20 protein-coding genes and 1 tRNA gene are annotated in these 22,673 nt (G+C 63.4%); 10 read left to right on the forward strand and 11 right to left on the reverse strand.

From position 1 onward, the window contains the following. Positions 1 to 16: 16 nt before the first annotated feature. The 4 genes from BB28_RS21800 to BB28_RS21815 form a co-directional block, all read right to left on the reverse strand. Positions 17 to 2,629, reverse strand: a complete 2,613-nt coding sequence (locus BB28_RS21800) for a winged helix-turn-helix domain-containing protein (protein WP_064393545.1) — start codon at positions 2,627 to 2,629, stop codon at positions 17 to 19. A 56-nt stretch (positions 2,630 to 2,685) separates the two neighbouring features. Then, on the reverse strand, positions 2,686 to 3,969 hold the full coding sequence (locus BB28_RS21805) for a S1C family serine protease (protein WP_046256066.1): 1,284 nt from the start codon (positions 3,967 to 3,969) through the stop codon (positions 2,686 to 2,688). Between the two features lie 303 nt (positions 3,970 to 4,272). Further along, entirely contained in the window at positions 4,273 to 7,176 is a 2,904-nt protein-coding gene (locus BB28_RS21810; protein WP_075874138.1) for an MMPL/RND family transporter, read from the reverse strand. Beyond that, the gene (locus BB28_RS21815; RefSeq protein ID WP_046256068.1) at positions 7,173 to 7,604 is read right to left on the reverse strand and encodes an MmpS family transport accessory protein; all 432 of its coding nucleotides are present in this window, start codon (positions 7,602 to 7,604) and stop codon (positions 7,173 to 7,175) included. The genes BB28_RS21810 and BB28_RS21815 overlap by 4 nt, the downstream gene beginning before the upstream one ends. A 180-nt stretch (positions 7,605 to 7,784) precedes the next feature. Between BB28_RS21815 and BB28_RS21820 the strand changes: the two genes are divergently transcribed. The 3 genes from BB28_RS21820 to BB28_RS21830 all read left to right on the forward strand — a co-directional run bounded on the left by BB28_RS21820 (position 7,785) and on the right by BB28_RS21830 (position 10,037). Further along, positions 7,785 to 8,453, forward strand: a complete 669-nt coding sequence (locus BB28_RS21820; protein WP_046255027.1) for a TetR/AcrR family transcriptional regulator — start codon at positions 7,785 to 7,787, stop codon at positions 8,451 to 8,453. Positions 8,454 to 8,568: 115 nt separating this feature from the next. Beyond that, a tRNA-Gly gene (locus BB28_RS21825) sits at positions 8,569 to 8,642 on the forward strand. Between the two features lie 399 nt (positions 8,643 to 9,041). Beyond that, positions 9,042 to 10,037 carry an HNH endonuclease gene (locus BB28_RS21830; RefSeq protein WP_052740318.1) on the forward strand — a complete coding sequence of 332 codons (996 nt, stop codon included), beginning with the start codon at positions 9,042 to 9,044 and terminating at the stop codon, positions 10,035 to 10,037. Here BB28_RS21830 and BB28_RS21835 read toward each other — a convergent pair. Next, the gene (locus BB28_RS21835) at positions 9,998 to 11,011 is read right to left on the reverse strand and encodes a DNA cytosine methyltransferase (protein WP_046255028.1); all 1,014 of its coding nucleotides are present in this window, start codon (positions 11,009 to 11,011) and stop codon (positions 9,998 to 10,000) included. The two genes, BB28_RS21830 and BB28_RS21835, sit on opposite strands and share 40 nt — an antisense overlap. Before the next feature lie 116 nt (positions 11,012 to 11,127). On the opposite strand from BB28_RS21835, the gene BB28_RS21840 reads away from it, so the two are divergent. Further along, positions 11,128 to 11,598, forward strand: coding sequence for a very short patch repair endonuclease (locus tag BB28_RS21840; RefSeq protein ID WP_263854167.1), 471 nt, complete (start codon positions 11,128 to 11,130; stop codon positions 11,596 to 11,598). A gap of 1 nt (position 11,599) precedes the next feature. Here BB28_RS21840 and BB28_RS21845 read toward each other — a convergent pair whose 3' ends face one another. Beyond that, positions 11,600 to 11,719, reverse strand: a complete 120-nt coding sequence (locus BB28_RS21845; RefSeq protein ID WP_225421957.1) for an integrase — start codon at positions 11,717 to 11,719, stop codon at positions 11,600 to 11,602. 92 nt (positions 11,720 to 11,811) lie between these two features. Next, positions 11,812 to 12,222, reverse strand: coding sequence for a DUF6188 family protein (locus BB28_RS21850; protein ID WP_030097214.1), 411 nt, complete (start codon positions 12,220 to 12,222; stop codon positions 11,812 to 11,814). A 261-nt stretch (positions 12,223 to 12,483) separates the two neighbouring features. Between BB28_RS21850 and BB28_RS21855 the strand changes: the two genes are divergently transcribed. Beyond that, entirely contained in the window at positions 12,484 to 13,668 is a 1,185-nt protein-coding gene (locus BB28_RS21855; RefSeq protein WP_046255030.1) for an alpha/beta hydrolase family protein, read from the forward strand. Here BB28_RS21855 and BB28_RS21860 read toward each other — a convergent pair. The 3 genes from BB28_RS21860 to BB28_RS21870 all read right to left on the reverse strand — a co-directional run bounded on the left by BB28_RS21860 (position 13,665) and on the right by BB28_RS21870 (position 17,727). After that, positions 13,665 to 14,567, reverse strand: a complete 903-nt coding sequence (locus tag BB28_RS21860) for a class I SAM-dependent methyltransferase (RefSeq protein WP_046255031.1) — start codon at positions 14,565 to 14,567, stop codon at positions 13,665 to 13,667. The two genes, BB28_RS21855 and BB28_RS21860, sit on opposite strands and share 4 nt — an antisense overlap. A 64-nt stretch (positions 14,568 to 14,631) precedes the next feature. Next, positions 14,632 to 16,158 (reverse strand): sugar transferase, encoded by a 1,527-nt coding sequence (locus BB28_RS21865; protein ID WP_225421958.1) that lies wholly within the window; start codon positions 16,156 to 16,158, stop codon positions 14,632 to 14,634. A gap of 633 nt (positions 16,159 to 16,791) precedes the next feature. Further along, entirely contained in the window at positions 16,792 to 17,727 is a 936-nt protein-coding gene (locus BB28_RS21870; RefSeq protein WP_052740320.1) for an oxygenase MpaB family protein, read from the reverse strand. A 71-nt stretch (positions 17,728 to 17,798) separates the two neighbouring features. Here BB28_RS21870 and BB28_RS21875 point away from each other — a divergent pair, with 71 nt between their 5' ends. Beyond that, a complete protein-coding gene (locus tag BB28_RS21875) occupies positions 17,799 to 18,401 on the forward strand; it encodes a TetR/AcrR family transcriptional regulator (protein ID WP_046256072.1) in 603 nt (200 codons plus the stop codon). Here BB28_RS21875 and BB28_RS21880 read toward each other — a convergent pair. Continuing rightward, on the reverse strand, positions 18,391 to 18,972 hold the full coding sequence (locus BB28_RS21880; protein ID WP_046255032.1) for a VOC family protein: 582 nt from the start codon (positions 18,970 to 18,972) through the stop codon (positions 18,391 to 18,393). The genes BB28_RS21875 and BB28_RS21880 overlap by 11 nt on opposite strands. 115 nt (positions 18,973 to 19,087) lie before the next feature. On the opposite strand from BB28_RS21880, the gene BB28_RS21885 reads away from it, so the two are divergent. The 4 genes from BB28_RS21885 (at position 19,088) to BB28_RS21900 (ending at position 22,667) form a co-directional block, all read left to right on the forward strand. Continuing rightward, positions 19,088 to 19,693 carry a TetR/AcrR family transcriptional regulator gene (locus BB28_RS21885; protein WP_030097221.1) on the forward strand — a complete coding sequence of 202 codons (606 nt, stop codon included), beginning with the start codon at positions 19,088 to 19,090 and terminating at the stop codon, positions 19,691 to 19,693. Next, entirely contained in the window at positions 19,694 to 20,818 is a 1,125-nt protein-coding gene (locus tag BB28_RS21890) for an alpha/beta hydrolase (RefSeq protein ID WP_046255033.1), read from the forward strand. Then, positions 20,794 to 21,750, forward strand: a complete 957-nt coding sequence (locus BB28_RS21895) for a 2-hydroxyacid dehydrogenase (RefSeq protein WP_046255034.1) — start codon at positions 20,794 to 20,796, stop codon at positions 21,748 to 21,750. The genes BB28_RS21890 and BB28_RS21895 overlap by 25 nt, the downstream gene beginning before the upstream one ends. A 65-nt stretch (positions 21,751 to 21,815) precedes the next feature. Continuing rightward, positions 21,816 to 22,667: an SDR family oxidoreductase gene (locus tag BB28_RS21900; protein ID WP_046255035.1), complete on the forward strand. Its 852-nt coding sequence runs from the start codon at positions 21,816 to 21,818 to the stop codon at positions 22,665 to 22,667. Positions 22,668 to 22,673: the final 6 nt, after the last annotated feature.

The raw sequence follows: 22,673 nt of genomic DNA on the forward strand, positions 1-22,673 counted from the left end.
GTGTTGCACCGCAGCGTCAGTGCGGCGCGATGCCGATGGCTTCGCGGCGGTTCGATACCTGCAGTTTCTGGTAAATGGATCGCTGATGTGTCTTGAGGGTGTTGACGGACACCGAGAGCTTCGCGGCGATCTCCGCCGCGGTCATCGGAGTCCGCAGGTACGCCAACACTTCTCGCTCCCGTGAGGTAAGTGCTGCGGCGGGGTTCTCCGATGTGCCTGTCTCGCAGGCCAACAGACAATCGGCAAGAAAGTCCGGATACGCGGTCCGCGAGCTGTGTGCCCCCAACAGCTCACGGCACGACTGATCGGCGTTGTCCAGGAACGGGTAACGCACGGATTCGGAGGCCGCCAGCGCAAGCGACTCCTCCAGCAGCTGGTGGGCCTCGTTGTTGTCGCTGCGATCCCACGCCAGTAAGGCGCCCACCAGAGCCGCGTAGGCACGCGTGTAGGGAGCCACTGACTCGCCACGTGCATTGTCGGCCAGGGCTTGTGCCAGATCGGCGTCTCCAAGCCGTCGGCATATACCCGCAACCATCGCAGAGGCGGTCGGCAGTGGCGTCACATCGACGAGCCTTGCCGCCAGCCGTAAGGCCTCGTGGTTGTGTCCCCGGATCTCGGCGATCCTCGCGAGCGCGGCTGTACGGAAACTGCCAATCGGCAGGGCCCTGTTGTCTCCCTCGCCGATGCGTGTGGCCACCGCCTCCAGTTGCGGGAGGGACAAAGCGCACCCCTGGTTCCACAGCGCTGCGGCACTGAACACCAACATCATGCGCCCGATGTTCGGATAGCCCTCCCCCACCGCAGCATCCACCACGGTGAAATCCTCGAGCGCGCCGACCAGCTCGCCCTGCCACAGTTGTATGAATCCCGTTGTGAAACAGGATATCCCGCCGCCTTCGTGAGAGAGCCAGGGAACCTCTGCCATGCTCAGCGACTGCTGGGCGCGGCCGAACTGTCCGGCGTGGACATACGCGAAGGCCAGGCTCTCCGTGGCCCTGTCCGCGACCGTCGCCAGACCCAGCGCACGGCACTCCTGTGCCGCCGACTCCAGCAGTCGCATCGAGTGGCCGACGTCGCGCCGCAACCGGGTTTCGGCCCAGCCCACCAGGAACAGTGCGCAGGCATACACGCGGTCGGGCACCAGTGTCCGATCGGTAAGAGCCTCGGACACCGCGTCGACGGCGCCCGCCATGGTGCTGTGGTCGTCGGAGATCAGGATGCGGCTCAGATTCGCGACAAGGCGCACGCGCCGAGACTCGACGTGATCGTGCGCCAGGTCCTGCGCACGGTCGAAATGCAGCTGCGCGCCAAGGCGATCACCGGCGACCTCGCGGCAACAGGAACGCACCATCGCAATGTCGGCCGTCTCGCCGAACGCCTCGGCCACCTGGATGCACGCACTCTCCAGCGCCACAGATCTGGCCTCTAACAGCAGTTCGAGCCAGTGGTCGGTGATCGTCTCCGCGGCCAACCGCCCGTCTGCACCGCGAACGGCATGCTCAACGGCATCCAACGGATAGCGGTCCCGCAGCGCGCGTGCGGCCAGCAGATTCAAGGCGCTCCATCGCGCTGGGTCCGACTGCCGCAGCACTTCGCCACAGCCGTGCGCGAACATCGAATGCCATTGGTAGATAGCCTCTTCACCAGATCCGAATCGTTCGATGAACAGTCCGGACGTCGCACATTCGGCGAGCAGCCCCGCGGCATCGGCGCGCCCGGAGAGAGCGGCGGCCAAGCGTTCATCCACCCGCGTGCATACCGTGGCGGCCAGCACGAAGTCGGCAAGCTCCGGGCGCAGCCGCCCCAGAACGGCGGCACGGATGTACTCGCTGAGATCCAGATCATCAGGAGTACTGGGTATTTCGTCATCCAGGAGCGCCAGCCGCACGGCTGCGGGCCAGCCCCCGGTGCTGTGCGCGATGCGTTCGGCAGCTCCGGCCGAGAGGTCCTGCCTGCGTAGATGACCGGCGGCCGAATGCACATCCTCAGCCGTGAAAGCCAATTCGCCCGCCGCGACCACCGCCACCTGACCGTGTACCCGCAGCCGGGTGAGCAAGGCTTCCGGCGCCTCCGTGGTGATCAGAATCAATCGCAGCCAGGACGGCCCGTGCTCGATGAACTCGACGAACTCCGCGGACTGCGTGACGCCGATGGCCTTCTGGAAGTCGTCGAGCACGACCGTGACCGGGCCGGGCATCTGGATCGTCGACAGGGCGGTGAACACCAGTCCCGGAGACGGCAGCTCGAAGGCGGTCGCCAGGGCGCGCCGGACCTGGGCGTCGTCACCGTCATCTGCGGCGTGCCGCAGCGCCGTCATGATGCCGCGGATCAGCTCGGGAAAGTCTGCTGCCTGCTCCGTCACCGTCAGCCAGCCGACCGAACCCGGCTGCTGTTGTCGCCGCGCTGCGGCCCATTGCCCTACGGCGACCGTCTTGCCGAAGCCGGACGGCGCAAGCACCACGACGGCCCTGGACTGCTCAACGTGCAGGTCAAGAGCATGGTGCACGGCCGAACGGGCAATCATTCCCGGGCTCGATGACGGTGGCGTGGCCAGAAACCACGGCGCAGGACTCCACGCCGTGGATCCGGTGGGCTCCCCGACCGCAGTCAGGTCGTCGCGGCCAGCCATCCGTTCATTGTCGCCGGAACCCGGGTGGCCCCGTTAGCCACCCGGGTTCGGCGCTCTCACGTTGCCGATTGCCCGAGGGTGACCTGGACCGTGCGCGATGTTCCCGACTGGTCCGCGTAGGTGAGTGTGACCGCGTCGCCGGGCGCCTTGGACCGCACCGCGGCCACCAGCGCCTCGGGACCGTCGATCACCTGGTTGTCGACCTTGGTGATCACGGCGCCCTTGGGCAGGCCGGCCGTCGCCGCCGCGCTGCCACTGACCACACCCGCCACGACCGCGCCAGGCATGTCGTCACCGGAGCCCAGCTGAACACCCAACGAGGCATGCCGCACGGTGCCGGTGGAGACCAGCTCGTCGGCGATGCGCTTGGCTTGATCCACCGGGATGGCGAAGCCCAGGCCGATCGAGCCGGCCTGTCCGCCGCCCTGTGAGTCTTGGCCGCCGGACAGCGAAGCGATCGCCGAGTTCACACCGATGAGGTCACCGTTCATGTCCACGAGTGCGCCACCGGAGTTGCCGGGGTTGATGGCCGCATCCGTTTGGATGGCACTCATCACCGAATGCTGTCCGCTCTGGTCGTCACCGGTGCTGACCGGGCGACCGAGCGCGCTGATGATGCCGGTTGTCACTGTCCCTTTCAGGCCCAGGGGTGAACCGATGGCGACGACGTTCTGGCCAACCTTCAGATCTTTCGAGGAACCGATGGAGATCGGGGTGAGGTCGGAGACACCCTGGGCCCGGACCACGGCCAGGTCATCGTCGGGGTCGGTGCCGACGACGGTGAACGGCACCGTACGGCCATCGGCCAGGGTCACGGTTGCCTTGACGCCGTCGCCGGAGTGGGCGGACGGCCGGGTGCTGCGCCGGTCGTGGCCGTTGGGCACCTGCCCGTCACGACCATCCTGATAGTCGCCCGGCAGCTGTTCGCCGGGAAGGATGCCGGGCGGAAGGTTGGTGAGCGGTCCCCGGCGCGATGGGGCCGAGGGCGCCAGATCGCCGCTGCTCGACGTCGCCGCCGCGGCGGCCACGACGTGATTGTTGGTCAGGATCAGTCCGTCAGAACTCAGGACGATGCCGGAGCCTTCCTCGCCCTGCTGCCCGCTTTGAATCTTCAGTTGCACCACGCTGGGCAGCACTTTGGCCGACACCTGTTCAACCGAGCCGACCGGGGCCGCAGCACCGGGCTGTCCGAGTATTGAACCTGTTGGCAGGGAAGGTTTTCCGGCGACACCCGGGCTCGATACCTGCGCTACGGGGGCGGGATGTCCGGACTGGTTCACCACGACGACGGCCGTGGTGGCGCTGGCGGCGATGGCCACCACAACGGCGCCGGCGGTCAGCCCGACAGCGCGAAGACGTTTCCGGCGCAGCGGGTTCGGCGCCAGTTCGGCACGGTCCGGGAACGTCTCGCCATACGCGTAGCGTGTCCGGGTGTCGGTGGATGGACCGTGCACCTGGCGATAGCCGTGCTGGCCCAATGGGAATTCGGTTCCGTACGGCGGATGCCCAGGCTGGTAGTTCATCGATATGTCCTTCTTCCTCACGATGCAGTCAGGGCACTGTCCGCCTCTGGTTCGCACTGTCACAGTGCCTGCATCCACTGAGGCCAGGCTGAGAATTTCCTCGATGCTAGCCAAGACTTTTCAGGAGGTGGTGGGAGCAGAAGGCGGTTGCTGGCCCGCATCCACCACCGCGAGGGGCGCCGTCGCCGGTTCCGAGGCGTGCTGCTGGCGGCCGCGCCGGACAATCTCAAAGACGTTGATCGGCCACCAGAACCACCGGCCCAGTGCCGCCGCGATGGCGGGCGTCATGAATGCGCGCACGATCAGGGTGTCGACAATCAGGCCGATACCGATGGTCATACCGAGTTGGCCAACCACCCGCAGATCGCTGACGATCATGGACATCATGGTGAACGCGAACACCATGCCCGCGGCGGTGACGACGCGACCGGTGGCGCCCATGCCGCGGATCATGCCCGTGTGCAGCCCGGCGTGGATTTCCTCCTTGAGCCGCGAGACCACCAACAGGTTGTAGTCCGAACCCACCGCGAGCAGGATCACCATCGATAAGGGGATGACGATCCACTGCACACCGAGCCCAAGGATGTCCTGCCACAACAGCACTGACAGGCCACACGCGGTGCCCAGGGACGCGGCCACAGTACCGACGATGACCAGGGCGGCCACCACGCTGCGCGTGATCAGCACCATGATCGCAAAGATCAGGATCATCGAGGCGATGATTGCGATGGCCAGATCGACGGCTACACCGTCCTGCATATCGGCGTACATCGATGCGGTGCCGGCCAACGAAACCTTCGCATTGGACAGCGGCGTGCCCTTCACCGCATCGGCGACAACACCTTTGATGTCACGGACGTGTTCAATGCCTTCGACCGACGCCGGGTCGCCCTGGTGGGTGATGATGAAGCGAACCGCCTTGCCGTCCGGGGAGACGAACATTTTGAGGCCGCGTTTGAAGTCCGGGTTGGTGAACACGTCCGGCGGTAGATAGAAGAAGTCGTCGTTCTTGGCTTGGTCGAAGTACAGGCCAATTTCCGTGGCGCCCTTGGCCATCTCCTGCTGCTGGGCCTGGGTGCCCGCCTGGGTGCTGTGCATGGCGAGCATGAAATCGCGCATACGGCTCATCGAATCGATGGTCGTTCTCAGGACCGGCAGCATCTGCGGCATCAGCTGATCCATGCGATCCATATCGGTGACCAGACCACTCATTTGGTCGGCGAGCACGTCCACACTGTCCAAAACATCAAAGATCGATCGCAGCGACTGGCAGACCGGGATGTCAAAGCAATGCTTCTCCCAATAGAAGTAGTTGCGCAGCGGCCGGAAGAAGTCATCGAAATTGGCCAGGTTGTCGCGCATCTGCTGGATGGTTGCCACCATCTCGTGAGTCCGGCCCACCATGCTGTGCATGGTGCCCGTGAGCTCCTGCATGAGGCTGTACATCCGCTCCATGCTGGAGAGCGTCTTACTCAACTCGTCGGCCTGCTCCAGCATCTGGGCCGAGCTGTCATTGTTGAACTTTGCGGTCTGCAGCGTGCCCGCGTTCTGCGCGCCCATGAGGAACGGGATCGAGCTGTGCTCAATGGGGGCGCCGAGCGGACGGGTGATCGTCTGCACCCGTTCGATACCGCGCATATGGACGATGCCCTTGGCCACCCTGTCGATGACGAGCATGTCGGCCGGGGTGCGCAGATCGTGGTCGGCCTCCAGCATCAGCAGTTCCGGGTTCATACGGGCCTGCGAGAAGTGCCGGTCCGCCACGTCCATCGCGCGGTTGGCCGGCATATCGGCGGGCGTGAATTTCTGATCGTTGTACTGCGGCACGTAGGTCATCAGGCTGACGAAGCCGATGATCGCAATCATGCTGGTCATCACGATGATGGGGATGGGCCAGCGCACTACCGCGGTACCGACCTTGCGCCACCCCGTGGTGGAGAGCTTGCCCCTGGGTTCCAACAGCCCGAACTTCGAGGCCACCGTCAGCACGGCGGGCGCCAATGTCAGCGCCGCGAGCACGATCACCAGCACCGAGATCGCGCACGGCAGGGCCATGCTTTGGAAGTAGGGCAGCGTGGTCATGGTCAGGCACATGCACGCGCCGACGATCGTCAGACCGGAGCCCAGAATGACGTGCGAGACACCGTGATAGGCAACGTAATACGCGTCTTCGCGGCTGAGGCCTTTCGACCGCTCCTCGTGGTACCGGCCGAATAGGAAGATCACGTAGTCAGTGCCGGCCGCGAGCGCCAGCATTGTCACCATGCTTACCGCGTACGGGGTCAGCCCGATGACGTTCAAGTATCCGGCAGTTGCCGTAACACCTTGTGCCGCAAATAATTCCAGGCCAATAATGACCATGGATATGAGCATGGTGACGATGGAGCGGTAGATGAACAAGATCATCACGACGATCACGCCCACCGACACCAATTCCATGGTCGCCATGCTTTGGTGACCGGCAACCTGAGTGTCGGCGTTCAGCACGGAGGTGCCGGCGATATGAGCCTTGATGCCCTGCGGCGCGGGCACGGAGCTGACGATCTCGCGCACCGCAGCGACAGATTCATAGCTCGCGCTGGTGCCCTGCGATCCGTTGAGGAAGATCTGCACGTACGCGGCTTTACCGTCCACGCTCTGCGAGCCCGCTGCGGTCAACGGATCACTCCAGAAGTCCTGGACGTTCTGCACGTGCTCGTGATCGGCCTTGAGCTTGGCGACGATCTCGTCGTAGTACTTGTGCGCGGAGTCGCCGAGTTTGTCGTCGCCTTCCAGGACGACCATCGCCGAAGAGTCCGAGTCGTACTGCTGAAACACCTTGCCGATGTTCAGCATCCCCTGGTACGACTCCGAGTTTTGCGGGCTCAGCGGCACCGATCTGGTGGCTGCCACTTCGTTCAGTGAGGGCGTGACCGTGCCCAGGATGATCGCCAGCCCGACCCAGAACAAGATGATCGGCAGCGAGAAGATCCGGATCATGTGGCCGACGAACGGCCGGTGTGGTTTCGCGTGCGCGTTGCTCATACGGATTTCACCAAGCAGTAGATGAACGGTTTGACTTTGTCTGTGCTGGTTCGGTCGTCGCGCACGCCACCGTCGACCGTCACGCGGCACCCAAGACCGCTGACGTTGCGATCGCCTTGCGCGACGATGTTGGCCGACATGGACGGCATGGTTGTCACGATCGTGAATGACCAAGGCAGTGGGGCATTTTCGATGAGATGGGGCTGCCCGTTCTCATCGAGGTAGTTGAGATTCGCGGTGCCGCCCGTCCCGACGATCTCGTAGGTGATGTGCTTGGGGTTGAAGTTGGCGGTGATGCCCGACCCCTCACCCGGCTTGGGCGGGCGCGGAGTCGCCGAGCTGCGGATCTGCGTAATCGCGTATCCACCGATCCCGACGACAATCACCAGCAGCAGCGGAATCCAAAACCGCTTCAACAGTCGGTACACCGCGCATATCCCCTTCTGCTTCTGCCCTGCCCAGGACCGCAGGTTCCTGCCGATGAGACCCAACTACCGAGAGCCGGCGCCGCCACATTGCGTACCGCCGGTCTATTACGGCAGGACCGTATCACGGTAATAGACCGCCGGTTCACTATGAGGAAGCTGGCCGGACACTAAAATCGGGCCATGACCTTCCGGCGCGCCCGTAACGAGGAGCAGCGCGAGGTCCGTCGGCAAGCCATCTTGGAGACGGCGTCGTCGATGCTCAGCAACATGCCGGTCAGCCAGATCAGCCTGAATGAACTGAGCCGCCGTACTGGTTTGGCAAAGTCGGCGATGGTGCGCTACTTCGAGTCACGCGAGGCCGTGCTCCTGGAACTTCTCGATGCCTCACTGCGCTGCTGGGTCGGCGAGATTGTGGCGGAGCTCTCTGGCGACACGCACTCCGGCTCGGCGCAGGAACGTGCCGACCATCTGGCCGCACTGCTCAGCCGTTCACTGCGGCAGCACGCCGTGCTGTGTGACCTGATGACCGCACAGCCGGGCGTGCTGGAGCACAATGTCGCAGACGCGACGCTGCTGTGTTTCCGGCGATCGGCACACGCCAGCATCTCCCAGTTCAGCGAGGCCATCCGCAGCTTTATCCCCGAACTCGGGGACGATGCACAGAGTGTGTCCCTATCTACCGTGGTGACCAGTGCCGCGCTGTGGATGTACGCCCGGCCGTCTGCCAGCGCGATCGCGGCCATCGAGGCTGAACCTGAACTGGCAGAGATTCATTTGAACTTCGACGCCGACCTGGAAACCATGCTGGCCCGACTCATCACCGGCGCTCTGGTCAAGCGCGGTTCCTGATCGCCTGTCCGCGTCGCACGGCCCAAGGTGGTGATGGCGCGGACCAAGCACCGGCCTCACATGTAAGCTCACACGCCGAGAGGTACTACCGGTTCTGCCGGACAGATCACTCTCCGCCGATGTAGTTCAATGGCAGAACATCAGCTTCCCAAGCTGAATACGCGGGTTCGATTCCCGTCATCGGCTCCACTCTGACCAGGGCATTCTCGCCCAGCAGCCGCTCCTTTAACGCGGACGGTCCCGTACACCGGCGGCGTATGCCTCCTGCCGGGACACGGCTCTTTCGCAATCCGTAGACATGCCGCACCGAGGTGGGATACTGGCATCTCATCGCGAACAAGTAGCTGTTCGGGACTCAGCACAGGGATCGTCGGCTTGCACATTGGCTTCCGCACCTCGGGGTCGAACTCGGCGGCGACGTCAGCGTCCACCGGCCGAGGCGAGTACGAAGTCGTCGGAAACCACTCGGGTTATAGCGCCAGCAGCCTAGAGGCGTGGACGTTCAGCATGCGATGGCCAGACGGGATTGTGCGAGATACGGGTCTCTGGCTCGATCCGGGAGACAGTGGCAAACCCCGGCTCCGCTCGATGCTTACTCCGCCGATCCAGATCGGCCGAATTGTTGCGCCGATGCTGCTACTGCCCGACCCTGCCCGGACGTTCAAGACGACTCCAGCGACCGAACCGATCATCCGCGCCAAGGATTACAGCATTACCGAGATTGGCTTCGGTGCAGACAGCGAATTTACTGGCGTCACCGACCTCGTGACGTTCGTCCCATCTTTCGTCGCGGTCGAGAACCAAGGCCATAGAGATGAAATAGGCGTCGCCGCTCGATGGGCGCGGATCGCGACTGTGTACACCAAAGCTGCTGTACTGCCGCAGAATCTGCAAACCCTCGTTAAGAGTCACCAGGACTTCATGGCCAGCGGCGAGGTCGTGCGCGTTCAGTTCACCACCACCGTGAGACACATCTGCGAAGCAGTCGCCGACACTCCGGGCTCCAACTACACGCTCGGTGGCGATCCGCTGCCTGCCCTTGAGCGATTGACGAGCATCACTCCCCCGGTCGGCCCAACGCTGCCGCCACCAGATGAACTGGGCGAGGACGCACCCGAAGTCAGCGCACGGTCCGCGCACCAGTACCGCCTGGCCAAAATCCGGGGTGCATCCGGCCGCAAATTCAGTGCCGAAGTGCGCGCCGCATACCGAAATCGATGCGCCTTCTGCGGAGCGCTGTTTGGAGGAATTCACGGCGTTCGGTCAGGCATCGACGCGGCTCACATTCTCGCATGGAGCCAGCACGATCTAGACGTAGTGCAGAACGGCATCGCCCTTTGCAAGCTCCATCACTGGGCCTTCGACGCCGGAATTCTCATGCCTACGAAGGAAGGCGACGACTATTACGTCCGCTTTACCAGCTTGGCCGACTTAGTCGATCCCATGAGCATGACCCGCCTGGGTGCCGATGGAGAACGGATTCCCGACGAGTGGCTGCCCGAAGAACCTAAGCACCGCCCCTGCGCCGCCTACCTACAGCGCCTTTACGCTGACCTCGGCGTCACCTTTAAAGCCGACGTCTGAGATTCCGCACGCTGCGCACTCAGCGCGGCGACGATTCGGTGACCCAGCCACTCCGCAACAGGCACCGAAACTGCGTTGCCGCAGGCATGGTACCGCGCAGACTCAAGCGTGTCCTGGTTGGGCATCTCATGAGTTGGCATCGTCCAGTTGTCCGGAAAGCCTTGCAGCCGCTCGGTTTCCAGAGGCGTTAGTCGCCTGACTGCACCCTCGGGGTACGATACGTAGTTGCGTGACCAGTCCGTCCCGGTGTGGCGAGCGGACTCCGCGTAAAGGCAATGAGCCAGCTTCTTTACATACCCTTGCTTAGGATTTCCAACGCGGACCGCAAAGGGGGAAACAGGTTTCGTCCCATCCGGTCGGCGCGCCTCATCATCCCGGTCGCCGCATTCGGGCTCAAAAAGTATCGAGCCGGCGGTCTCCGGGTTTCCAAGAGATCCGACAATGAAGACTCGAGAGCGACTTTGGGGGATGCCGAAGTAGCGACTGTCAAGTACTCGCCACGCCACGCCATACCCGAAGTCGGCCAACGTCCGAACGATGACTGCGAAATCTCTTCCGTCGTGGGAAGAGAGGAGTGCCGCAACGTTTTCGAGGATGACAATTTCGGGGCGACGCGCGCCAATAAGCTCTGCAAAGTCGTAGAAGAGCCCTGATTGCTTTCCTCTAAGTCCACTGCGAGGGCCCATTCGGGCGAGGCTGACGTCTTGGCAGGGAAAGCCGCCCGCCCAGATTTCCGCTTCGGGGATGTCATCAGCAACCACCTTTGTGATGTCGTCAGCCCGAGGAACGTCGGGCCAATGTTTGGCGAGGATGTCGAGGCAGAACGACTTCTTTTCGCACTGCCAGACGGTCTCGATCCCCCCGTGCTCGAAACCCAAATCGAATCCGCCGATACCGGCGAAGAAGCTGGCGACTCGGTACGGCCGAGCGCCCTCAATCGCGTCGTTGCCGTCGGCGGCTTTGCGACGTCCCATTGGTCGACTTGCTCCTTCCATACCCCGCTTTTGCATCCCGCTTATCGAACATGTGTTCGATACTACTCGGGGTGGCCGACAACGGGGACAAGTTCTCAAGCAGTACCGTACGGCTTGTGCCGGTTGGAGCCGATAATGACGCGCCGGGACCGCGCGCGGAACCGAACGCCGCAACACCGTCACCAGCGCGGTCTCGCAACATGGCCGCCATCCGCCGCACGGATACGCGGCCCGAACTACTCCTGCGGAGCGCGCTCCACGCGCGCGGGCTGAGGTTCCGAAAGGACTACGCGGTTCGCGCGGAGGGTCGCATCATCAGACCCGACGTTGCGTTTACGAGGCACCGGGTGGCGGTGTTCCTCGACGGCTGCTTCTGGCACGGGTGCCCCGAACACGGCCGGCCCCCGAAGTCCAACAACTCCTACTGGCTACCAAAGCTGGCGAAGAACGCCCAAAGAGATGTTGAGCAGACACAAATATTGACCGAGGCGGGATGGACTGTCATCCGCCTGTGGGAGCACGTCGCTATCGGCGACGCAGTGTCCGCGGTGTGCGATGCACTCCGCGAAGCGGGCGCCCCGCCGTGACCTATCCGTGCAGCGGGATCACATTCGCGCCATAACTTGGCTTCGCCGCCGGGGCGGATAGCGCGCCGAGCGCGGCCATGCTGCCCGAGTTGTCGTCCGTGTTGATCAGGTACGCGTACACGGTCAGTTCATCTTGACATCCCGGTGCCCCATGAGCGCGGCGATGTGGATGGGCCGGATGCCCACCGTCTGGTTCGATCGCGACGAAACCGGTTAGGCCCCGGCTTCCTCCGGCACATCGTGGCGCACCACGCGGACCTTGCCGCGCGGAAGACTGGCTACATACCCGTGGTACTTGCCATAGATCTCCCACGCCGTGTCAAAGTCGTGGTGTGGCACGTCGATCGCGTGGTCATCGGAGAACTCCATGTGCAAATCGCCCTTGTCGTTCCACCTGGCCTCGGTGCACGTTGCACCCGAGATGCTGAAGAGCGGACGCTCCTCATCCAGGATCGCTTTCGGATCGACGCAAACAATTTCCCGTGGCCACCGCCCCGCAGGGGGAAGCGTGAGCCACATCGGCACGGCGATAACCACCTCGTTGTAGTCACCCAGGCTGATTACCAATCCGTCACGGAACATGATCCGCTGGACCGGCAAGCCCTCAATCCATGCTTCGGACATACCTTCACTCTGAACCCGCCCCTCAGCTAGCACAAGGGGTTGACGGCACAAGTTTTATTGTCGAAACTAGTCGAAACGTAAACGGTATTTGTGCTGCCCGCAGACCTGAGCAGCACACTGTTTTGCTTGGCTTTCTCGCCGTTTCCCGACTCCCGCCAAGCCTGCGGCGTCACCGTCGTTGCCGGACGAATTTCGCTTGGGTGCCCTAGCATTCGCTATGAGCTAGCAGCGTGGCTAGCACAGGGGGCGAAAGGGACACCCATGACAGCGGAGCTATCGGAACCCATAGATCAGCCGCGGATCACCCCGCGAGCCGCGCCCACCGCACGCCCTCAACTGCCCCGCAGCGGTGACCTGACCTTTCGCGAACGCGCCATGGTCGAAACCTCCGCACTCACCGACGTGGCCCTACGCACCGTCGGCGCCCTGTCTGTCATGGGAGTCGTGGCCCCGAGCCTCATCATCGACAGGGAATTCGTCGCGCGTGAGCGTGACAACCTGGCCTTTTACGGCGAGCTTGCCGCGGTGGGCGATGCGGACCTTTCCTTCCCGGCACCGGAGACCACACCCGTGGTGTTCTCGCGCCCCGCGGGGCCGCTCGCGCAGGCCCTGGCCAAGGGCAACGTCGAAAACCTGGACTTCGAAAGCCCTTACGTGGCACGCAATCCTGCTCTGCGGGACTACTGGCAACGCTTCCCGCACAACAGCATCGCGCGCGCCCAGCACTGGCGCCACGACGACGGTCCACGCCCCACCCTGTGCGTGATTCACGGGTTCTTCGGGTCGCCGTATCTGCTCAATGGGGTGTTCTTCGCGCTTCCCTGGTTCTTCCGCAACGGTTACGACATCTTGTTGTACACCTTGCCTTTTCACGGACGGCGCGCCGAGAAGTATTCACCGTTCAGCGGAGCCGGGTACTTCAGCCACGGGTTCACCGGCTTCTCAGAGTCGATGTGCCAGGCCGTGCATGACTTCCGGATTTTCGTGAACTATCTGCGCGGCACCGGCGTGGAGCGGATCGGGCTGACGGGATTGTCGCTGGGCGGCTACACCACCGGATTGATCTCCACCGTGGAGCGCCGAATTGATGTCACCATCCCCAATGTTCCCGTGGTCGATGTGAAATCGCTTCTGCACGGCTGGGTTCCGGCCGAACCGACGATCAAGCTGGCCGCCAAGCTGGGCCATCTCGATCAGAACCAGCTGGACGGCGCGCTCTCCTACTCATCACCCCTCACCTATCAACCGGTCGTGCCCAAGGAGCAGCGCCTCATCATCACCGGCCTCGGCGATCGCCTAGCGCCCCCGGAGCAGGCCGAGATGCTGTGGGAACACTGGGATCGCTGTGCGCTGCACTGGTTCCCCGGAAATCACATCCTGCACGTGAACCAGGGCGACTACCTGCGCCGCATGACCGGATTCCTGGATCGGCATCTGAATATTTAACCCTTCACTGCCGATACCAGGCTGATCGAGTTGAACATGTACCACGCGGGTTGGCTCGGCTCCGGCACGGCACGGCCCGAGACATTCAGGTAGTCCAGCAGCTCGGTACGCACGGAATCCCAACCATGGCAATGGAACCAGGTGGACGCTTCGCTGCGCTGCTCGTTGTAGATCAGCGAGAAGAAGTCCGAATTCGCCTGGTCGCCGCTTTCGTTGGCGTCGGCGACCAGCATGTCGAAGACCACATCGGCGTACGTCGTCATCTGCTCGATGCCCACAAAGCTGCCCGGGGCGGCCAGCTGATCAATGGATTCGAAAAGTCGCTCCTGCGCGTCGGCCGGCAGGTAGATCAACAGCCCTTCGACAATCCACGCCGACGGCACCGATGGATCGAAGCCCTTGTCCTGTAGTGCTTTACCCCAGTCCTCGCGCAGGTCGATCGAGATCTCCTGCCGAGATGCCTTGGATTCGGCGCCATGCTCGGCGAGCACCTCGCGCTTGAACTGATGCACGAGCGGCTGGTCCAACTCGAAGATGGTGGTACCCGGCGCCCAGTCGAGTCGATAGGCGCGCGAGTCCAGCCCCGCAGCCAGGATTACCACCTGTTTGACGCCGGCCTCGATCGCCCTGCCGAAGTAACTATCGAAGTAGCGGGTGCGCGCGCCTTGAAAACTCACGAAGTACTGTCCGAATTCCTCTGAACGCAAAGGGTGTTCGGGTAAGCCCCCGGCGACCAGATCGGCCCATTCCCCACCGGCGGCGCGACAGAACACCTCCGCGTACTGATCGACTGCCAGCGGCGCGGGTTTCGTGGCCTCGAGCGCACGGCTGGCTGCCACGAACAGCGCAGTGGAGCCGACGCTGGTGTTGATGTCCCAATTGTCACGATCGGTACGCATGGTCGCGACAATACTCCGCGACTGTGACAACTAGGTTGACATGCGTGGGCGCGCGGATGGCGCGCTAGTAGGCGCCGTCGCTACGTGCCACCGCGCGGAACGTGCGCCACAGGATCGATACGTCGGAGACCATGGACCAGTTCTCGACATAGGACAGATCCAGCCGTACTGCCTCATCCCACGGCAGGTCGGAGCGCCCGCTGACCTGCCACAGACCGGTCATCCCGGGCTTGACCAGCAGCCTGCGCTTGATGACGTCGGTGTACTCCTCGACCTCACGCCGCAGCGGCGGCCGGGGGCCCACCAGGCTCATCTCTCCGCGCAGCACATTGATCAGCTGGGGCAGTTCATCGAGGCTGGTACGGCGCAAGAATCTGCCCACCACGGTGACCCGCGGATCTTCGCGCATCTTGAAAAGCGGTCCGGCGCCGTCATTTTGTGCCAGCAGCGCCGCCACCATCTGGTCTGCGTTCGCCACCATGGACCGGAACTTGATCATGCGGAAGGGCTTGGACCGCACGCCGATGCGCTCGGCCGAGTAGAACACCGGTCCGCGTGATTCCAACTTCACCGCAAGGGCGCAGGCCAGCAGGATCGGGCTGAATCCGATGATGAGCAGGAGCGCGCCGACCCGGTCGAAGAGGACCTTGTGCAGCCGGGACGCACCCTCGTACTGCGGCTCGGCGAGATGAATCAGCGGCACCGACCCGGCGGGCCGCACCCGGACCCGAGGCTGGTCGACATCGAACACACCCGGCGCTACCAGCAGATTGACGCCGATCTCGCTGAGACGCCAGGCGAGCTCCCGCATCTTCTCCGGGCCAAGCTGTTCGGTGGCCGTCACCGCCACCGTGTCCGCACCGGCCTCCAGCACTGCCGCGACGATCCGGTTCTCCGAACCCAGGATGGGGATGACCCGGTCGATGACCTCGATGTTCTGGCCCGGCGCACCCAGATATCCGGGGACGCACACACCCACCACGCGGTATCCGAGCGCGGTGTCACGCCCGAAGGCCTCGGCAAGGTTGAGCGCCGCGGCATCCCCGCCGAGTACCACCACCCTGAAGATCTGCTTACCGCGTGCACGCTGCCGGTTGAGCCAGGTCCGGCTGATCTTCCGATTGAGCAGCAGGAACACGATCCCCACGATGAGCGCCATCCCCAGCGCGAAACGCGAGACGTTGAACTTGAACAGCACGCTGACAATGGCGAAGAGACCGAACATGTGGAATGTCGCGCGCAGCACCCGCTGGTACTCCTCGCCGCCGCTGCCCATGAGGTGCAGATCCCTGCTGCGGTACACACCGAGCAGCAGCGCCCAGTAGCAGAAAAAGCCAATCCGGATCCACAGCTCGGCGGGAGTCATCGGATTCGTCGCGTTACGCAGTTCGACCCAGGTCCAGCCGGCACCCGCGACGATGGCGGTATCGGAGATCAGCAGCCACCGGCTGTACTGCTCGCCCCACCTCGCTGCGCGGTGCCCCGCGGAGGTCTGACCGACTGCCGATGGGGACCGACGGGGGCGCCGCACGCTGCCGATCCGGCCCCTCAGCCGGGTCGTTGCAGACGAGCCCTCGTTCACCGCGACCACGCGCGTGTCCTCTCAGAACAGCCCCAACAGCAAATACAAAAGTGCTCGTTTCAAGAGCCGTCGGGCGTGGAAGTCTCGGCACAACCCGACGATGAGAACCCTCGTGCAAACGACCGGTATTTCGCGCCCCTAGAAAGGAAACGTCCGTTACCAGTTTTCGTACCGGGGGAAATCTAACTATTGGGGCACCATCTGGCAACACCAAAGCCACCCGCTTCCGCAATTGTGGCCAGCGTCACTATGGCGATGAGGCAAATGTGCGGGGCGTACAGATCACGCACGATCAAGATCCCGCACTTTTGGCTTTGTACTGCGTAAACGGCGGATTTGATCACCCGCCGTAAAGTTCGCTGCGTACATTGTTAACTCACGGCGTGAGGCACCCCTTGTAGATCCAGCAATGACTAGATCCACTTCTGTCAATGGCGGTGCAACACATCTGTCACAACCCGAGCCCTCCGCGCAGCGTGCATCCGCGCCCACCAGCCCACACACCGAGCACGCGGACAGTTTTGCTCATAACTAGACGTCGAATTCAATAAATTTGGGTAACACTCTTAACCACATGGTCACGAAGAAGATGGGGCTCAGGAGGCGCCGCTAACAAGATCCGCATGTTAGCTCGACGATTGATCAGACCAGATCGCGACCGGTGCGAATTCTCCAGTTGAGGTCGATCATCAGGGCGTTGAAGGGGAAACGACGCAGCGCATTGGGCAGCAGGCGATTGGCGAGGCCAAGGAGCGTGACGACAGCGCCGAAGATTCGCTGGCGTGCCGGGCTCCAGGGCAGCCTCATCTCGTCCCGGAACCGCTGCGGCAAGAATCCCGTCGAGATGAGTCTCGAGAAGGCACCCACCGGCCTTCGCATGAACCGTGGAACCGCAATCGACGCCGACACGATCCGGTACAGATAAGGCCGGACGTGATCATCGATATGAACCTGATCCAGGGACTGCTGCCAGTACGCGTCGAACTCCGCACACGACTTCGGCCACATCGCCAGCGGCATCTGCAGCGTGGTTCCCATGACGGCGCCTTCTTGCAGGCACCGCTCGGCCATATCGTGCGTCATCGGACCCACAAAGGTTTCGTACACATCGACGAATCCCTTGTAGAGACAGATCGCCACCCACTTCTGCAAGTCCGGGTCGAAGGCGTTGTACTGCACGGCGTCTCCGGGAGCCGATCGCACCTGCGCATGCGATCGATTGGTGGCCTTGCGAAATGCCGCCTTCTGCTCGGGGCTGCCCATGGTGGCCACCGCCAGGTAGGTGAACGTGGTGCGCGCCCGCTTGACGGGGTGCAGATCGGCGCGCCCGCTCTCAACCTTGCTGTCGACGACGCCGTATCCCACACCGGGGCGCGCCAACTGCATGACGATGTTGGCCGGGCCTGCCAGTAGAGCCAGCCCCATCATGTTGTCGACCATGGTGGGCTGGCGCCGCCACGACCACCCCGGCGAGAGGCGCGCAGCCGGTGGCACCGGCTCGTCGCGACGACTCCGGGTACCCGGACCTCCGTCGCCGACGGTCGATTCGTCCACTTCAGACACCCGCTCGATTGTCACCGTTGACCCCTTCAATCTGCGAACGATTGTTCTCAAATATCTTCCAACGGGGTGCCACCTGTCAAGATGTACTGGTGACGTCATCGCGGGTCTATGGGGGCGTGCAAGCCCCTGATCGCCAGGCCGAGCGTCGGAACCGGCTCCTGGAGGCGGGCCTCGATCTGTTGACGTCCGGTCCCGTACCGAATGTGACGGTCCGCGGCGTGTGCAAACAGGCCGGCGTGGTCGCCCGGTACTTCTACGAAAACTTCACCGATCTGGACGAGCTCACGGCGCAGGTGTACGACGGCGTGATCGGTGAGGTCGCCACCTCGACCCAGAAGGCCGTGGACGCCGCACCGCTGCGTAAGAAGACCGCGGCGGGTATCGCCAACATCGTGCACGTCATCGCCGCCGATCCCCGAATCGGCCACCTGCTCTTCGGTAGCAATCCGGCCAATTCGGTAATCGCACAACGCCGTAGCGCAGCAGAGCAGCTATTTACGACGCTCTCCGGTCAGCACTTGAACAAGACGTATCAGCTACCCAACGATGAATCGATGCGTGCCGCAGCGTATTTCGCCGTCGGTGGCGTCGGCCAGACGCTCGCGGCCTGGGTATCCGGCCAGCTGAAGCTGAGCTCGGACGAACTCATCGCCATTCTGACCCGGCTCCTCGAGCCGATCAGGCGGTAGCGACCTCCCTCGGAGTGCGCTCGGCGGCCGTCTTCGGCGCGACAGCCACATCCGCAGCAGTAAATTCCTTTGTCCAGCACGCGAATTCCAAAGTAATTCCATCGGGATCAAGGAAGTAGAACGACCGCACGTAAACGCCCGGGTGCAGCTCCCTGGATACCTGAAACTCGCTCTCGTCATGATTGAGAATGGGCCCCACCCGTACGCCCTTGGACTTGAGCTTGACGCGGTACTCATCGAACTTCTCGGCGGGAACATGCAACGAGATGTGGTTCATGGAGCTCACGGCGCTCACGATGTCGCCGATTCCCGGAATGGCGGGCGGAGCCGAGATGCCCGGGACACCGTCCGGCGCGTCCTTGAACCAGAAGAATGCCAGGCTGTCGCCACCCCCGGCATCGAAGAAGAAGTGCTGCCCCTGCCCCATGGGCAGATCGAGCGACTTGATGAGCGGCATGCCCAGCACGTTGGTGTAGAAATCCACGGTGCGCGCCATGTCCGAACACACAAGCGCCACATGGTTGAACCCGCCGAACTCGAACTCGGAGTTGGGGTTGTTCGGTTTGATCATCGTCACGGGGAGCCTCCTTGATCCGACCGCATGACTGTCTTGCGCTTTACGCTAATCTGAATCTAACATCAGATTCAGAAACGGGTCAATACTCATTCGGCGAGAAAGGGACGTCGTGGTCCAACCCACCGTGCGAGGCCGTCAAACCCAGGCCGCGATCGATGAGGCCGCCCGAACTGTCATAGCCCGCAAGGGAATACTCGCCACCACCGTTGCCGATATCGCCACCGAGGCGGGGCGGTCCACGGCCTCGTTCTACAACTACTACGACTCCAAAGAGGCGATGGTCGCGCAGTGGGCCATGCGATTTCGCACCGAGGCGCAGGAACGGGTATCTGCGGTCATCGGGCACGGGCGCTCCAACAAGCAGCGCGCGCGAGATATCGCCACCGCGCACTGGCTCACCTGGCGCCACCAGCTCGCCGAGATGATCAGCGTGTCGCAGCTGGCCATGATCAACGCCGAATTCGCCGAGTTCTGGAATCAGATGTGTTCCGAGCCCATCGATTTCCTGACCACCACCATCAAACGCGCACAGCGCGACGGATACAGCCCCGGCAATGATCCGCACCTCATGGCCAGCGCCATTGTCTCGATGATGAACCAGTTCGCCTACAACCAGCTCAGCCAGGGCAATGCCGCCACCGTCGACGACGATGCCTGCATCGACACCCTGGCCGGAATCTGTTATCGCGCCATCTATTCCAAGGAGGTCTGCTGAATGCCCACCGAAGTGACCGTCGAGCGAGAGTTTGTCGGGCTGCCATCGCCCACCGCGGGGCGCAACGGCGCCGGCGGACATCCATGCCAGGGGCTGTACCACCGGGCCGCGGGTACCCGGCCCAAGATCGCCTTCATCGCCACCCACTATCAGATCGACTTCTCGGAGCACTACATCGCCGAATACCTGGCGCGGCACGGATACGGTTTCCTGGGCTGGAACACCCGATTCCGGGGGTTCGAAAGCCACTTCCTGCTCGACCACGCCCTGGTGGACATCGGCGTGGGCGTGCGCTGGCTACAGGAGCAGGCGGGCGTGGAAACCGTGCTGCTGCTGGGAAATTCCGGAGGCGGCTCGCTCATGGCGGCGTATCAGTCGCAAGCGGTGGCTCCCAAGGTGACACCCCTGGAGGGCATGCGTCCCGCGGAGGGACTGGACACGCTACCCGCAGCATCGGGCTACGTCGCCAGCGCCGCACACCTGGGCCGACCCGACGTGCTGACCGACTGGATGGACGCCTCGGTCATCGATGAAAGCGACCCGACTTCCACCGACCCGGCCCTGGACCTGTTCAACGAGGACAACGGCCCGGCCTACTCCCCCGCTTTCGTCACCAAGTACCGCGAAGGACAGGTGGCGCGTAACCACCGGATCACCGCATGGGCGCTCGACGAACTCGCCCGCGTGCGCGCCGACGGTTTCAGCGACCGCGCCTTCACCGTGCACCGGACCTGGGCAGACCCTCGCATGGTCGATCCCACCCTGGAGCCCACCAAACGCCCGGCCAACCTCTGCTACGCAGGTGTGCCGGTAAAGGCCAACCGCTCTACTTTCGGAATCGGTTGTGCCACCACACTGAAAAACTGGCTCGGCATGTGGAGCTTGTCGCACGCGCAGACCCGGGCCGAACCACATCTTGCCGATGTCACCGTTCCTGCCCTGGTCATCAACGCCGACGGCGATACCGGGGTCTTTCCGTCGGATGCTCAACACATCTACGACGCACTGGGCTCGACCGATAAGTCCCAAGCCTCCGTCGACGCCGACCACTACTTCCAGAACCCCGGAGCCCGCCAGGAGCAGGCAGATACGATTGCAGAGTGGGCAAGCAAGCGGTGGGAGTAAAGGTCCTCGCCCACTTTCCGGGCGGCCCACGCGTCCGCGAACAGCTTGCACCGCACGCCGATTGGCTTGACGTGCGCTTCTGCGCCGAGGACGATGACGACACCTTCTACGCCGAGCTACCGCATGCCGAGGTGCTGTGGCATGTGCTTCGGCCGCTCTCTGCCGATGACGTCGCGAAGGGCGCACGGTTGCGGCTGATCCACAAGTTCGGTGCGGGGGTGAACACCATCGCGCTAGATGCCGCGTCCGCGCAGGGGGTGGCCGTCGCCAACATGCCGGGCGCGAACGCGCCCTCGGTCGCCGAGGGCGCGCTATTGCTCATGCTCGCCGCACTGCGGCAACTGCCGCGACTGGACCGGGACATCCGCGCTGGTCGCGGGTGGCCCACCGATCAGTCCCTGGGCGACACTGTGCGCGATATCGGCTCCTGCACAGTCGGATTGGTGGGATACGGCAACATCGCCAAGACGCTGGAACAGATCCTGCTGGCGATGGGCGCCCGTGTCTTGCACACCAGCACCCGCGACGACGGTTCCGCGGGCTGGCGCAGCCTGGATGACCTGTTGACCAGCAGCCATATCGTGTCGCTGCATCTCCCGCTGACCGAGGCCAGCGCTGGCCTCCTCGACGCCGCGGCCCTGGCCCGGATGAAACCCGGATCGGTCCTGGTGAACACCTCACGCGGCGCAGTCGTCGACGAGACGGCACTGATCGACGCGCTGCGACAAGGCCCCCTGGGGACGGCGGGACTGGATGTCTTTGCACAGGAACCGATCTCGCCGGACAACCCCTTGCTGACCCTGCCCAATGTGGTGCTCACACCACACGTCACATGGTTCACCGCAGACACCATGACGCGCTATCTGGAGCACGCCATAGACAACTGCCGGCGTATACATGAGGGACTGCCGCTAGCTGACCGCGTGCGCTAGGCTAGCGCCCGGAGATTTACACTAGAGAGTATTCGTAAACGAACCACAATGGCGTGGGAGGACGAATGGGAACAGCTGTACAGCTCGCGGGCAAGGTCGTCGCCATCACCGGCGGAGCACGCGGAATCGGCCGGGCCATCGCCACGGCGTTCGCCGCAGAAGGCGCGAAGGTGGCGATCGGCGATATCGACAAGAAGTTGTGTGAGAACACCGCGGCGGAGATCGGTAACGGCACCATCGGCCTGCCACTCGACGTCACCGATTACGGCAGCTTCGAAGCCTTCTTAGACACCATCGCGGCCACCGTGGGGCCCGTCGATGTGATCGTGAACAACGCGGGCATCATGCCGATCACACCGTTCGGGGAAGAGTCGCTGGAATCCATCCAACGTCAGCTGGATATCAACGTGCGCGGCGTCATGTGGGGCAGCCAGCTCGCCATCGCGCGGATGAAACCGCGTGGTGGCGGCGTGATCGTCAACATCGCGTCGGCGGCGGGCAAGATGGGCGTGCCCGGTCTCGCCACGTATTGCGCGACGAAATGGGCCGTGGTCGGTCTCTGTGAGTCGCTGACCCTCGAACTCAAGGACGACAACATCTCCGTCGTCTGCGTGATGCCCGGCGTCGTCAACACCGAGCTGGTGGCCGGTCTCGAAGAACACTGGCTACTGGGAATCGTTCAGCCCGAAGACATTGCCGCCGGTGTGCTCAAGGCCGTACGAAAAGGCAAGTTCCCCGTCATGGTGCCCAAGAAACTGGGCCCGCTGCTGCGGACAACGGCCATGCTGCCCCGGGCGCTGTACGGTCCCGCCGCGCGATCGCTGGGGATGGACCACTTCATGCTCGACGCCCATGGCACGTCGGCGCGTGCCGCATACGAGAACCGCGCCAGCCACAGCGAGCCCAGCGCCGACTAGTTAGGA

Source organism: Mycobacteroides chelonae CCUG 47445, assembly GCF_001632805.1.
Classification (GTDB): Bacteria; Actinomycetota; Actinomycetes; order Mycobacteriales; family Mycobacteriaceae; genus Mycobacterium; species Mycobacterium chelonae.